General features: G+C 56.8%; 17 protein-coding genes. 11 read left to right on the top strand and 6 right to left on the bottom strand.

Annotation, left to right across the window (positions count from 1 at the left end; genetic code table 11):
* The first annotated feature begins 84 nt into the window (after nucleotides 1-84).
* The 10 genes from LQE90_RS00690 to LQE90_RS00645 all read left to right on the top strand — a co-directional run bounded on the left by LQE90_RS00690 (nucleotide 85) and on the right by LQE90_RS00645 (nucleotide 5,039).
* Nucleotides 85-318, top strand: coding sequence for a hypothetical protein (locus tag LQE90_RS00690; RefSeq protein ID WP_216528514.1), 234 nt, complete (start codon nucleotides 85-87; stop codon nucleotides 316-318).
* Between the two features lie 135 nt (nucleotides 319-453).
* Nucleotides 454-909 carry a transcriptional regulator NrdR gene (nrdR, locus tag LQE90_RS00685; protein WP_114566097.1) on the top strand — a complete coding sequence of 152 codons (456 nt, stop codon included), beginning with the start codon at nucleotides 454-456 and terminating at the stop codon, nucleotides 907-909.
* Nucleotides 902-1,348, top strand: a complete 447-nt coding sequence (dut, locus tag LQE90_RS00680; RefSeq protein WP_216528683.1) for a dUTP diphosphatase — start codon at nucleotides 902-904, stop codon at nucleotides 1,346-1,348. The genes nrdR and dut overlap by 8 nt, the downstream gene beginning before the upstream one ends.
* 115 nt (nucleotides 1,349-1,463) lie before the next feature.
* Nucleotides 1,464-1,841 carry a MerR family transcriptional regulator gene (locus tag LQE90_RS00675; RefSeq protein WP_231088151.1) on the top strand — a complete coding sequence of 126 codons (378 nt, stop codon included), beginning with the start codon at nucleotides 1,464-1,466 and terminating at the stop codon, nucleotides 1,839-1,841.
* A gap of 152 nt (nucleotides 1,842-1,993) precedes the next feature.
* Nucleotides 1,994-2,482, top strand: a complete 489-nt coding sequence (locus LQE90_RS00670; protein ID WP_231088150.1) for a hypothetical protein — start codon at nucleotides 1,994-1,996, stop codon at nucleotides 2,480-2,482.
* Nucleotides 2,483-2,724: 242 nt separating this feature from the next.
* The gene (locus LQE90_RS00665) at nucleotides 2,725-2,958 is read left to right on the top strand and encodes a hypothetical protein (protein ID WP_216528513.1); all 234 of its coding nucleotides are present in this window, start codon (nucleotides 2,725-2,727) and stop codon (nucleotides 2,956-2,958) included.
* Nucleotides 2,959-2,967: 9 nt separating this feature from the next.
* Entirely contained in the window at nucleotides 2,968-3,237 is a 270-nt protein-coding gene (locus tag LQE90_RS00660; RefSeq protein ID WP_216528512.1) for a hypothetical protein, read from the top strand.
* 280 nt (nucleotides 3,238-3,517) lie between these two features.
* Nucleotides 3,518-4,498, top strand: coding sequence for a permease (locus LQE90_RS00655; protein ID WP_216528511.1), 981 nt, complete (start codon nucleotides 3,518-3,520; stop codon nucleotides 4,496-4,498).
* A gap of 24 nt (nucleotides 4,499-4,522) precedes the next feature.
* Nucleotides 4,523-4,756, top strand: coding sequence for a thioredoxin family protein (locus LQE90_RS00650; protein WP_216528510.1), 234 nt, complete (start codon nucleotides 4,523-4,525; stop codon nucleotides 4,754-4,756).
* Between the two features lie 16 nt (nucleotides 4,757-4,772).
* Nucleotides 4,773-5,039 (top strand): ArsR/SmtB family transcription factor, encoded by a 267-nt coding sequence (locus LQE90_RS00645; protein ID WP_216528509.1) that lies wholly within the window; start codon nucleotides 4,773-4,775, stop codon nucleotides 5,037-5,039.
* A 123-nt stretch (nucleotides 5,040-5,162) separates the two neighbouring features.
* Here LQE90_RS00645 and LQE90_RS00640 read toward each other — a convergent pair whose 3' ends face one another.
* Both LQE90_RS00640 and fadK read right to left on the bottom strand, forming a co-directional pair.
* Nucleotides 5,163-5,423: a DUF4177 domain-containing protein gene (locus LQE90_RS00640; protein WP_114566094.1), complete on the bottom strand. Its 261-nt coding sequence runs from the start codon at nucleotides 5,421-5,423 to the stop codon at nucleotides 5,163-5,165.
* Nucleotides 5,424-5,595: 172 nt separating this feature from the next.
* Nucleotides 5,596-7,230 (bottom strand): medium-chain fatty-acid--CoA ligase, encoded by a 1,635-nt coding sequence (fadK, locus tag LQE90_RS00635; protein ID WP_216528508.1) that lies wholly within the window; start codon nucleotides 7,228-7,230, stop codon nucleotides 5,596-5,598.
* A 199-nt stretch (nucleotides 7,231-7,429) separates the two neighbouring features.
* Between fadK and LQE90_RS00630 the strand changes: the two genes are divergently transcribed.
* Nucleotides 7,430-7,993 (top strand): hypothetical protein, encoded by a 564-nt coding sequence (locus LQE90_RS00630; RefSeq protein WP_216528507.1) that lies wholly within the window; start codon nucleotides 7,430-7,432, stop codon nucleotides 7,991-7,993.
* Nucleotides 7,994-8,421: 428 nt separating this feature from the next.
* Here LQE90_RS00630 and LQE90_RS00625 read toward each other — a convergent pair whose 3' ends face one another.
* From LQE90_RS00625 to LQE90_RS00610, 4 genes are all read right to left on the bottom strand, one after another.
* Nucleotides 8,422-9,711, bottom strand: coding sequence for an L-lactate MFS transporter (locus tag LQE90_RS00625; RefSeq protein WP_216528506.1), 1,290 nt, complete (start codon nucleotides 9,709-9,711; stop codon nucleotides 8,422-8,424).
* 446 nt (nucleotides 9,712-10,157) lie between these two features.
* The gene (locus LQE90_RS00620; protein WP_114566090.1) at nucleotides 10,158-11,426 is read right to left on the bottom strand and encodes a RidA family protein; all 1,269 of its coding nucleotides are present in this window, start codon (nucleotides 11,424-11,426) and stop codon (nucleotides 10,158-10,160) included.
* A 425-nt stretch (nucleotides 11,427-11,851) separates the two neighbouring features.
* Nucleotides 11,852-12,328, bottom strand: a complete 477-nt coding sequence (locus tag LQE90_RS00615) for a low molecular weight protein-tyrosine-phosphatase (protein ID WP_216528505.1) — start codon at nucleotides 12,326-12,328, stop codon at nucleotides 11,852-11,854.
* On the bottom strand, nucleotides 12,325-12,771 hold the full coding sequence (locus LQE90_RS00610) for an acyl-CoA thioesterase (RefSeq protein WP_114566088.1): 447 nt from the start codon (nucleotides 12,769-12,771) through the stop codon (nucleotides 12,325-12,327). Before LQE90_RS00610 ends, LQE90_RS00615 begins: the two co-directional genes overlap by 4 nt.
* Nucleotides 12,772-12,798 lie beyond the last annotated feature (27 nt).

The following is a 12,798-nucleotide window of genomic DNA, read 5'->3' as shown; positions in this document are numbered from 1 at the left end:
TTTGATTTTATGTTGACATGAACCTTTGTTCGCTCTATTATATACGCGAACAAAGGTTCTACGCAAGGGCAAGGAGGCAGAAAGATGAAGAATTTCGAGGTGCGCTACCCGACTGACGGCACGTCTGATGGTTTTGAAGTTCGATCGATTTCTGCCTCCCGCCCAGGATCATGCGGTACGCTCCAAGGCTTTGTTCGGACTTTACGGCAGGGCAATTGTCGCGGGCGGGCTTATGATCGCTTTAATACGGGGCAGGCCGTTGCGGGTGGAATTGTTCTTACGGCTTGTTCTTTTGCCGGCGTGCTCTTGAGCTTGTAACTGAGACGGTTTTCAAGCGGCGCATGTGATTGCACAGTGGAGGCGTTGGTTTTCTTGCAGTGATCAAAGAACGCGATTGAACCACTATATGTAGTATGTTAGGCTAGGGTAAATTCGAGAGAAGGAGTCCAGCCTATGCGTTGCCCAGCCTGTGGAAATCCTGAATCGAAGGTTGTCGATTCCCGACCTTCCGAAGACGGCACGGCTATACGGCGCCGTCGCGAATGTCTTGATTGCGGCCGACGATTCACCACGTACGAACGACTAGGCGACAACCCCTTGCTCATAATCAAAACGGACGGATCGTCCGAAGCGTACGACCGTCAAAAGCTCATGCGCGGCTTGCTTATGGCATGCGCGAAAAGGCCTATATCGCCTGAACAAATCGGATCGCTTATCGACAGTATAGAGAGCGAGCTCCGCAACGCCTCCAAGAGCGAGATTAAATCGAAAGAACTAGGCGATATGGCGCTTGTCCGTCTAGCTAAGCTTGACGATGTGGCTTACGTTCGCTTTGCGAGCGTGTACAAGGACTTTCAGAACGTCGAAGAATTCTCGGCTGCACTTGAAGGGTTGCGATACCATGACTGACCTTACAATACCAGTAAAACAGCTCGATCCCAGTTTACCCGTACCCGCGTATGCCTACGCAGGCGATGCGGGAGTTGATTTGCGCGCAACCTGCGATGATGTGCTGCAACCTTTTGAACGAAAGCTTGTTCCCTGCGGCCTTGCGATGGCAATACCGCAAGGCTACGCGGGCTTCGTCCTTCCGCGAAGCGGGCTGGCCATTAAGCACGGCATTTCCCTGGTGAATGCACCCGGTTTGATCGACAGCAACTATAGAGGGGAGATAAAGGCGGTTCTCGTGAATCTCGATCCCCAAACGCCGTTTGAAATCAAGCGCGGCGATCGTATTGCTCAGTTGGTTGTCATGAAGGTTCCGGACATCGCTTTCGAGTCGGCCGATGAGCTTCCTGAGAGCAGCAGGGGCGCGGGTGGTTTCGGCAGCAGCGGAGTGCGTTCGTAAGACAATGCGATCAGCTTAGAGTTACTCTAAGCTGCAGTACAAAAGTACTTAGAGTTACTCTAAGTACTCGAATTCTCGACTGAATAGACTAGGACACGAACGAAAGGGATCCGACGTGAGCGGCGTGCCATGTTACAGCATAAGCGACGTTGTCGACACGACGGGTATTTCTGCATTTACGATTCGCTATTACGATAAGTGCGGCTTCTTTCCAGATCTCGCGCGTGATCATCGTGGTGTGCGTTCGTTTTCACACGCTGACATCACGCAATTGCTGTTTGTGGATGCATTGAGAAAAAGTGGGCTTTCAATCGAGGGTATTCAGTACTTCGTGAAGCTGCAGAAACGCGGCGTTGCGACGCAGGCTGAACGCTTGGAAATCGTCAAAGACCAGGAAACTGTCCTCGAGTACCAGATCAGCGAATTGAAGGAAAGCTTGAAGCGCTTGCATGCAGCGAGTATGGAGTTGTCGGCAAGCGATTCGAGCCAATAGCGCACCATGGTATAGTTTGATAACAGGTCATCGAAAATCATTGCGATTTCCGATGACCTAGGAGTCGCGAAAGGGCAACATGGGGCCTTAGAACGGCTCTCAGAGCGTCGTTTACAAAAAGCCTGGTCAGAGGCATGAAATAGAGGGTATTTATGGCAGATGAAGAAAACAAAGCTCCCGAAGCGCCTCCAGCGCCGAAAAGCAACCGTGAAGAAAAGTATCAGCCTCCGACTGGTCCGCGGATATCGATTGCGCCTCCGCCGTTTCAGCCGAACATGCAGGATTATCGAGAACTGAAATCTTCCCAGACGCTGATCATGGTCGCAAATATCGCCGGACCCGTTTCGTTGTTCATCGGCGGTGTCTTATTGAGCGGCACGGGGCTTATATGCGGAATAATAGGTTACAGAAAACTGAGCGCGCTTGCAAAGAAGCAGACCGAAGTTGCTGCCGTTGCATCTCGTTTAAGGCGGTCGAGCGTTGTGGGCATGGTTATCTGCGGCGTCGCGCTCGTCCTCAATGCGGTTTCTCTATACTTCCTGCTTCCTGAAGTCATGCAATTGGTCGAAAGCGGCGACTACACTGGGATTGCAGCCGATGTCGGAAGCGGAGCTGCTGGTCCTAGCACGACGTGGGGTTAAAGTCGCGTATTCGCAACCAGTCTGTTTTGCATGCCGACGGCAATCGTATGCATAAAGCATCACGAAACCGTCGGCATGTTTTCTTTAAAGTAGCTAATGGGTTTACGAACCATGCTTTCCATCAGCCCCTTTATCACTCCCCTTCATACGCTTTCTAATTTATTGATAATATGTCTTATGTAAACCTAGAGACTAGTGAGACCTTCTTCGGTTGGGACAAAAGACTGAAGGAGTGTATTTTTATGCGCGCGAAACTATCTGCTGTCTGCCTCGGTATCGAGGAGAAGACATTCGTCAAGAAAGACACCGGCGAGGTCATCGCGTACCGCAAGGCCAAGTTCTCCACTCGCGGCACTACGGAGACGTTCTCCCTCGAGGTTCCCCTCGATTTCGACGTCGCGTCCTTGATCGAGTACCAGGATGCCAAATCCATGGCGGCAGCCTCGTTCCTGTCCTGCGCCGAAGAACGCGCGTAGGCGATCGCCATGCAGCCTACTTGCTTCGGGATCCTGCAGCACCCTCGGTTTCGGGAGATCTATCCTGCCGCGCCCGACGGCATCCCTCGCGGCAACCTGCTCGAACTGTCCTGCAATCCCTTCAACGGCCGGATCGTCGTGACGCTCCAGCGCTCCGATACCGCTATCGAGATCGTGCGGTTCGCCCTGGACGCGCTTGACGGCCATGGCTCGTTCGGCGGGTTCGCCCGCCCGTTGATCGAAGCGGAGCCGCGCTTCGCGCTGCGGGCGGTGGTCTGACGACCGCCAATGCGTAGCGCGGCAACGTCGAACATCCCGTAGGTATCAACTTCGCGGCGGGCTCCCTTGCTATTGCTTGCTGTCGCCTAGCGAGTACTTCGATGCGGCATCGTTCCCCATGCAAAGCCAAGATGGGCGACTCCCCTACTTATCCTGGCTTTGCATTTCAGAAAAAGTGGCTGATAACATATTGACATATATCAATGTATAAGTATATTTGCTTGTTATATAGATTCTCATCTATGTTAGGATGGCAATGGAAGCAGTAGGAACGTTCGTTATGGAGCAGCTTCTGAAAATGCAGTGGCTCTCCGATTTGATCTCGGCCGCGCTTACATCCGTTGGCATCGATCTCTCGACCCAATGGGGCGGCAGCCTACACTTTTTCGTATACGATACGGCAAAGATCGTACTGCTGCTATGCGTGATGATATTCGTTATCAGCTATGTTCAAAGTTATTTCCCGCCCGAGCGCAGCAGGCAGCTTCTTAGTCGATTCAAGGGAGCGTGGGCTAACGTCATGGGCGCTCTCCTGGGGACCGTGACGCCGTTTTGCAGTTGCTCGTCAATACCCTTGTTCATCGGCTTTACCCGTGCCGGACTGCCTTTGGGCGTGACATTCAGCTTCCTTATATCCTCGCCGATGGTTGATCTAGGCTCCATCGTTCTCATTATGAGTATCTTCGGCTTGCCCGCTGCCATCGCATATACCGCGGTGGGGCTTGTCGTTGCCATTGCAGGAGGAACCCTCATCGACAAGCTGGGAATGGACAACCAAGTTGCCGACTTCGTACACGGCAGCGGACCAACCGACGAGGAAATGCTGTCGATGACAAGACTCGACCGGCTCTCTTACGCGCGTGGTGAGACGTGGTCCACGTTCAAAAAAGTGTTTCCTTACATCTTGGTCGGAGTCGCAGTAGGAGCGCTCATCCACAACTGGATACCTCAAGAATTCATCGAGCCCGTACTGGGCAGCGGGAACCCATTCGCTGTCGTGCTGGCTACGCTTGCGGGTGCACCTATTTACGCGGATACGTTCGGAGCCATTCCTATCGCCGAGGCGCTGTACCTCAAGGGAGTCGGGTTAGGCACCGTGCTCGCGTTCATGATGAGCGTCACCACGATCTCCCTCCCCTCGCTCACCATGCTTTCACGCGTCGTGAAACCCAAGCTCCTCGCCGTGTTTATTGGCGTATGTCTGACGGGAATGACTATAAGCGGCTATATCTTCAATGCTGTGCAGCCGCTTCTGATGTAAAGTAACCGAGTGGAAGGAAACGTTATGGCGAAGCAACTGACCGTGTACGGCCCAGGATGCAAGAAATGCAGGCAACTCAAAGAGAATGCCGAGGCGGCAATAGCCCAAGCAGGCTCCGATGCTGTGCTGAACTACGTTACCGACATGGCGTCTCTCGCCGAGGCGGGCGTCATGTCCACGCCGGCACTCGCCGTGAACGGCAAGATCGTGTCGTCGGGTAAAGTGCTCAAGCCGACCGAAATAGCGAAGCTCCTCTAGAAGAAGGGAGTCCTATATGGGAGAGACCGGCTACGCACTGCTGTTCAAGGCGCTGTCCGATTCCAACCGCCTGAAAATTATAGAACTGATCTCCAAGCAAGACGAGTTGTGCGCCTGCAAGATATTGGATGCACTCGGGATCACGCAACCAACGCTCTCCCACCACATGAAGGTTCTCTGCTCAAGCGGCCTCGTAACAAGCCGCAGGCAAGGCAAATGGATGCACTATTCGCTGAACCGAGAAACCGTGGCCGAAGTTCGGTCTTACATCGATTCGTTGTAACAAGCGCTCGAAGAAGCTCAATCACGCTCTCCAGAATGCAAACCATACAGCCCGCAGCGGCAAGGGCAGCCGACCGGCGGGTTCCTTGCCGCTGCGGGAACGCAGCGCCGTCAAGCGCTTACGCTACATCATCCTCTCGAAAACCAGGTTGCATACCGTTCTGTCGCCGCCGCCGAATCCAGCAGAAGCCGCCGTGGACTGGGCGAAGGTATGCAGGCGATATCCTTGCGCATATTGCTGATTACAAATCTCCTCGATTTCCGTAAAGTTCTTCGATCCTTTGCCGACGAACTTCTCCCTCAGCACCACCTGCATAACACGGTATTGCCCTCCGTTGAAGTTGGTCTTTCCTGCTTCGTCATTGAAGTTGTCCATAAAGCCCATGGCCGCACTCCCCCACTCGTCGTCGAGCGCACCCGCTAAAGTACGCTACCCCTGATCAAAACACTGTCTTTCATCAGTATAGACCCTCTTCAAACACGCAATGATCGTCAGGAGAGGAAACTTGCCGGAAAGGAGCTCCCCGGGGAGGCGATGCGCCGCAAGCCCTACCCTTCTAGCCCCGAACCTCTTCCTCCATTCGACGCTTCAACTCTTCGACTAGCAGAAACCGTCGCGTTTTTCCCGTTGCAGTATGAGGAATCTCGTCCACGAACTCCAAGCGCACGGGAAGCAGGTGCTCGTGCGCCTCTTGAGCGCGCATGTAGTCCCGCACTTCCGCAAGCGTTGCGCACCTGCCGTTCTCCGAGACCGCGAAGAGGCATACCACTTCGCCCGGACGTTCGTCTGGCATTCCGATCGCCGCATGATCGCCGATGCCGGGACAACCGTCGACAAGATGGTCCACCTCGACTGCGCTGATGTTCTCGCCGCCGCGGATGATAATTTCCTTTTTCCGTCCGTTGATGCGTATTCGACCCTGTTCATCCTGGTAACACAGGTCGCCGCTGTAGAACCACCCCTCATCGTCAAGCGCCTTGTCAGTGCGTTCGGGATCTCCCAGATAGCCGACGAACTGATGCGGTCCGCGCGAAGCCTCTTCCCCCTGCGTTCCCCGCGGAACCTCGTTGCGATGCTCGTCCACCACGCGCACCTCGATCCCCGGATACGGAATTCCCGACCAACTTCCATTCCAAGCAAGACAATCCGCAGGTGGGACGTATACGTGCGGGCAGCTCTCGGTCGAACCGTACACCTCGCAGAGCAGCACCCCGTGCTTCCATGCGCGTTGGACAAGAGAACCGGGAACCGGGGCACCGCCGCAAAGGAACATCTCAAGAGATTCGAGTTTTTTGCCGGTCCGGTCAAGCTCGTTCAGCAGGTCGAATATGAAGGGCGTCGCCCCCATAGACCACGTGCACCGCTCCGCATTGACCAAGTCAACGGCTTCTTCGACATCAAATCGCTCCTGCAGCACGGCACGTCCGCCAAGGATCATCGGAGAAAGCAGTCCGTGGAAGAACCCCGTAGCATGATTGAGCGGCGACGGCATGTACATCACATCTCGCTTCGTCCTTCCGGCACCCGCAATGAACGAGGTTTCGGAAAACAGGATGTTGTTGTGCGTGAGCATGGCCGCCTTCGGTTTTCCCGTAGAGCCGGACGTTGAGAGAATGCAGGCCACGTCGTCAGAAGATACCTCAGGCCGACCAGGAGTCCGTCCGACGTCTTGAAGAACGGCGGACAAAGCCGTGCCCCGTTGCACAGGAGCAAGACGATCGACGAACAGCAAGCAACGCAGCGAAGGAACCTCGTGCCGGGCATCGAGCGCCAACGACTCGAAATCAGTGGATTCGAACAACGTGGGGCCTATGTAAGCCCTCGACGCAACTTGGTTCATGTTCTGAACGACGCTGCGTCTCCGGCGATCAATGGAAAGCGGATGCATAACCACGCCCGCTTTCAGGCAGGCAACGTAGACGATGCAAAACTCTGCCCAGGTGGGCATCTGGAACGAAACGACGTCACCGGGCTCTATCCCCTGATCGATCAGCCAAAAGGCAAGCTTCGAAGCGGATTCGTCCACTTCGCCGTACGTAAAACTGGAACCCTTGCTGTCGGTAACGTACGTATCAGACCAGCAAGCTGCCGCCTGCGCTTCCCATACATCCAGGATGGTCTTTTCAGTCCACAGCCCCTCGCGATAGTACCGCGACTTCCGGTTCTCGTTGATTCTTGCTTCGGTGATCATGACGCCCCTTTCATGAAAGCCCTGGTATCATCCTAGCGTTCCATGAACGGGGAATCACCGGTCAAACGCGTAGCTTCGCGCGGTCCGCCACCTGGCTGAATGGTTCGTCTGAGCGGTCCGCTGGTCTGGACTGATCTGCTGAAACAAGGTATCCTTCCTGATAGAGGCCGAAAAGGGCGGCCTATGAAGGAGGGGTAGCATGAAGATCAGGAACGTGTTTGTCGCGTGTGCGGCTGCAATGCTCATGGCGTTTGGGGCGGTTGCGCTCACGGGATGCGGACCCAGCGACGAGGAGATCATTCGCGAGGGGGTCACCGAGCAGCTCGAAGCCATCAAAACGCTCGATCCCGCTTTGCTCGATGAACTTGCCACGGGCGCAGGCACGACGGAAATGGCCGCATACGGGATAGATCCGAAGGAGTTCGTCACATCGTATCTGGCGGGTTTCGACTATCGCGTTGACGGCATAACAGTGGATGGCGACAAAGCCCAGGCCAGCGTGGTTCTCACCTGCAAGAACCTCAAGGAATTCGAGAAGGGATTCGCGGAAGCGACCCAGGCGCTCGCTTCCGATGAGACCGTTGCCAACATGACCGAAGCCGAGATCACCTCGAAGATCGGACAAATCATCATGGATACGCTCGGGGCTCTTCAGCCAGCCGAAACGGCGCCCATCACCATCGGATACGAACTCAAAGATGACACCTGGATGCCTGATTCCAATGCCGAGCAGGCTGTTTCAAACGCGCTTTTCGGCAACTAAACGCAAGTTGAGGCCACTCGATGCACGCTACGGTTCGGCTACCGCTTGGCAACCGAACGCGTTTCACGTTGCAGACGGCCATGCCTTAAGCGTATTCTGCGCCTAGGGCTTTAGCGGGCACGCAAGGAGGATGCAATGGGATACGTCATAGGCCTGTTGTGCTTTATGGGGGCCGTAATGTGCGCTTCACTCGTTCGGCGCCTTGCATAACGGAAAAAGCTCGATCAAGGAAAGCGGGTTGCGAAAGCAGCCCGCTTTTTGCATTGCCGAAGCGACTATCGGCTATAGCTTAGAGTAACTCTAAGCTATAGCATGCCAACAGGGGGCACGGATCCGCTTCGACGTCCGCAGTCGCGACGAGTTGTTTTAAAAGCGGAATCGTTCCGGATGTCGCATCTCGCTCGTACGACATCCGGAACGAGCAAAAGCTAGCTTGCAGGCGATTCCCCGCGATCGAGATTCGCCGCTTTCCCGCTCGCAGCGTTAAGCTGGCGCTTCAAGACCACGCCGAGCAGGATGCACAGCGCCAGGATTGCGGCGCATATCAGATAGGCTGTATCGAACGTGCCCGTGATGTCGAACACCACATCGGCCATGACCGGCGCCAGCACGCCCGAAAGCCCCCAGGCAAGATAAAGAATGCCGTAGTTCGTCCCGTAGTTCCTCAAACCGTACAGATCCGCTGTCATCGAGGGAAACACGCTCAAGAGCGTTCCGTACGAGAATCCAACGAACAGCGCCCCCAGCGTCAGCAGCGCGAAGTTTCCGTACAGCGCGAACAAGCACATGTTGAGGCACTGGATGGCGAACACTAGAACAAGGGTGTTGATGCGCCCGATCTTGTCCGACAGGATGCCGCCCACAACACGACCGCCCGTATTGAACAGGGCCAGAAGAGAAACGAGCAAGGCTGCGTAGCCTGCGGCGCTCGCAGGATCCTGGATGGTCGCGATCTTCGAAAGGTTGCCGATGATCATGAGACCCACCGAAGACGACAGCGCGAACAACGCGAACAGCAGGTAGAACTCCTTGGTTCGAACCATTTGACGCCACGTACGATCCGGGGTCCGCTCGACGGATGCCTTCCCCGCTTTACGAACGGAGGATGAAGCGGGAACGTAGTCGGTTTCGGGGTTCTTGATAAGCTGGGCGATGGGCACGCTTACGGCAATCGTGACAACGCCTAGGATCAGGAACGTCTGCGAAATGCCGAAGCCCTCGATCAGCATCTGCGTAGCTGGTGCAAGGTAGACGGCCGCCAGCCCGAAACCGCCGACGACGAGCCCGGCGACAAGGCCTTTCTTGGAGGGATCGAACCACTTCAAAGCGCACGGAGTAACGCAGCCGTAGCCCAGTCCGATGCCCGTCCCGGTAAGGACTCCGTACGTGAGGCACACCCCGAGCACGCTCTGCCCCGCGAACGAAGAAAGCACCATGCCCAAGCCGGCCAGCAAGCCGCCCGCCGTGATGACCTTACGAGGTCCTATCCTGTCCTGCACGATGCCGCCGCCCAGCAATCCAAGCGCGAAGAACACGATGGCGATGGTGTACGGCAGTCCCGCCTGCGCGCTCGACCAGCCGAACCCGCCTGCGTCAGGCGCGGCGGTCAGCCCTGATTTGATAACGCTCCACGAATACAACAAGCTGATGGAGAGGTTGAACAAAACCCCTGCTATCAGGACGACGTTCGCTCTGCTTTGAGTCTTCGATCGTTGCATGGATCCTCCTCGTCTTGGGGGAAAGCACGCAGTATAGCGAACGAGGTTCGGTGTCTTGATGCTTGCCCTTCCTTTTCCGATAAGCGGCAAACGCATCGTTTACGTCGCGAGCCATCGTTTCCGGAAAGGAGCAACGAGAACATGCATATAACCTAGTAAAACACTTTCGATTATGCGAAAACGGACACCCGATCCGCAGGGCGTTCGGAATACGCCCAATCGGCGAACGGCTGCCGGCGCGCGACCCGCACAGCCGCTGCGGCCCATTGAACATACGAGATCCAACAAGCGAAACCTCCGTCTAAGCCGTACCGACGTCGATCGAGCATCGGAATCCCGGCATACGGCCCCGAAACGGCGAAAGCGAGACCGCGTCGGCCTCGCTTTCTTGCCAAGGAGCTTCAACAGCTCCTTCTATATCAGGTTGATCGACTCCTGCTGGAAGCTTACGCCACCGGAGGGGTGCCCTCGGCGTTGCCGAAGATGGCGTCGATCTGCACCAGGGCGTCCATGGGCAGAGCGGAGGCGCCCACGACGCGGCGAGCAGGGGTGCCGCCCGGGAAGAACGTCGCGTACACTTCGTTCACCGCATCAAGGTCGTCGATGTTCTTCAGGAAGATGTTCACCTTGACGGCGTCCTCCATCACATGGTCGACGCACTCGATGATGGCCTTGATGTTCTTGAAGCACTGCTCGGCCTGCTCCTTGACGCCGCCAGCAACCATGGCGCCCGTGGCGGGGTCGATACCCAGCTGAGCAGAGATGTTGTTGTAGTGCGAGAAGGCAACGGTCTGCGTGGAGAGCTTGCACTTCGGCGCGGCGTCCGTGTTGTTAGCCTCGAGGATGAGCCCGTGACGGTCCTCAACCAGCTGCGGGGGCGTGCCGTCGCCATGGGAAACCACGGCTTCGATCTGCACGAGCGCATGCATGGGAAGGCCGGCAACCTCGACCACCGTGCGAGCCGGCATGTAGGCGACCGCGCGAGCGATGCCCGAATCCGGGAAGAAGCGCGTGTACGCCTCGTTCATGGCATCCGTGTCGGCGAGGTCCTTGAGGAACACGTTCACCTTGACGATGTCGTCGAAGGGCACGTCGATGCTCTCGAGCACGGCCTTGATGTTCTTCAGGCACTGCGCGGTCTGCTCGCGCACGCCGCCGACCACGATCTGGTTCGACTTGGGGTCGATGGGCAGCTGGGCGGAGATGTTGTTGTAGTGCGAGAAAGCCACGGACTGCGTGGACATGACGTCCAGCGGAGCGTTGTGCGTGTTGTTCGTGTACTTCAGGATGTCGCCGGCCTGCGGAGCGTTGGGGATGGTGCCTTCGCCGTTGGAGATCAAGGCCTCGACCTGGATCAGGGCGTCCATGGGCAGAGCGTCAACGGCGACGACCGTGCGGGTGGGCACGTAGGTCGGGAAGAACACCTTCTGCACCTCGTCGACGGCGTCCATGTCCTGGATGTCCTTGACGAAGATGGTGATGCGGATGACATCGTTCATGACGTGATCGATGCTGTCGATGATCGTCTCGATGTTCTCGAAGCACTGCACGGCCTGCTCCGTGATGCCGCCGGGCACCAACTCGCCGGTGGCGGGATCGATCGGCAGCTGAGCCGAAAGGTTGTTGTAGTGCGAGAAAGCCACGGTCTGCGAGTACAGATCGCTCACCGGGGCATCTTCCGTGTTCCTTGCCAGTACTACGTTATCGCCGCTCATTAGTACCCTCCTTTTAGAGTGTCTCGCTTACGATGCTTACGATCGGACCGCATGGGCCCTGTTCCCGAGGCGGACCGCCCGAAGGACGCTCCTAGTCTTTTTGGGAGGGCTGCATTATACCTATTTGTGCAGGTGCACAAATCCCTTTTCGGCAGATTTCCCCGCAGCCCTACCGGGCCCGTCCGACCGTTCGCCGCAAAATCTGGAAGGCTGAAAGCTGGCATGCAAAAAACGGGTGCGTTGCTCTTATTTCATGCAGGATTATCGCACCTACCGTTCACCGATTAATTTTCGCGCACGTGCGCACGACCGCAATATCACCACGGAATATACCGAACTTCGCCTCGCAACGAAATGAAGGCGCCCTCCTGCGCAAAAAGCGACAGGAGGGCGCCTTCGTCAATGCACGACGAGCGCTTCCGAAGCTACCCTCGCCTTCCTCCGGTGTTCAGCCAGGCCAGCAGGCCCGTGCAACCGGCCAGCACGTCGTCGTACGTGGTTTCGAAGTCGCCCGTGTACCACGGGTCGGCCACATCGCGATCCGTGTCTGCAAATTCGAGCAGCTTAATGCAGCGGCCTTCGGCCTCCCGACCCAGTTGACGACGCATGTCGCGCATATTCGCCTCGTCCATGCCCACAAACAGGTCCCACTCCCCCGCGTCTGCCCGCTTGAGGCGTCGCGCCCTCTTGCCAGCGCAGTCGATCCCTTGCGCCGCGAGCACGGCGCGCGTTCCCGAATGCACGGGGCTTCCTATCTCGTCATCGTGGGTGGCCGCCGACTCGATGACGAACGCATCGGCCAAACCGCGCTTGGCAACCAGGTCCTTCATGACGAACTCCGCCATGGTAGAGCGACAGATGTTGCCATGGCACACGAATAGGATGCGGTACGGCGCACTCATCGAGCGGCCTCCTCGGGCTCGAGCACTTCTTCGTAGCAGGCAAGCAGGTCGGGCATGACGCGCTTGATGCTAACGGGCTTGAACGTAGTCGCATCGACCAGGCAATGGGTGCTGCGCCCCGTGCAGCACGGCTTCTCCGTTTCCATGTCCTGCCCTTCCCTGAACACCTCGTAGGCGTACACGGTCTTCGTCGGCCGCGACAGCACGACGCGCGTGCGCACGATGGCCGTGTCCCCGTAGCGCAAGGGCATGCCGTAGTCGCATTCGAAATGCGTGACGGGAGAAAGGTAGCCTGCCTCTTCGATGCGCGCGTACGGAAATCCGATCGCCTCCAGAAACGAGGTGCGCGCATCTTCGAAGTACAGCAGGTAGTTTGCATGATAGACGATGCCCATCATGTCGGTTTCAGCATAGCGTATGGTTATTGGCGTGCAGACGCGCATGGGTGGCGGCCCTGCCTTTCGCAATCG

The sequence above is a fragment of the Paraeggerthella hominis genome (genome assembly GCF_021044775.1).
Lineage (GTDB): Bacteria > Actinomycetota > Coriobacteriia > Coriobacteriales > Eggerthellaceae > Paraeggerthella > Paraeggerthella hominis.
Note: the sequence above shows the minus strand (reverse complement) of the source record. Positions and strands in the feature narration are given on the sequence as shown.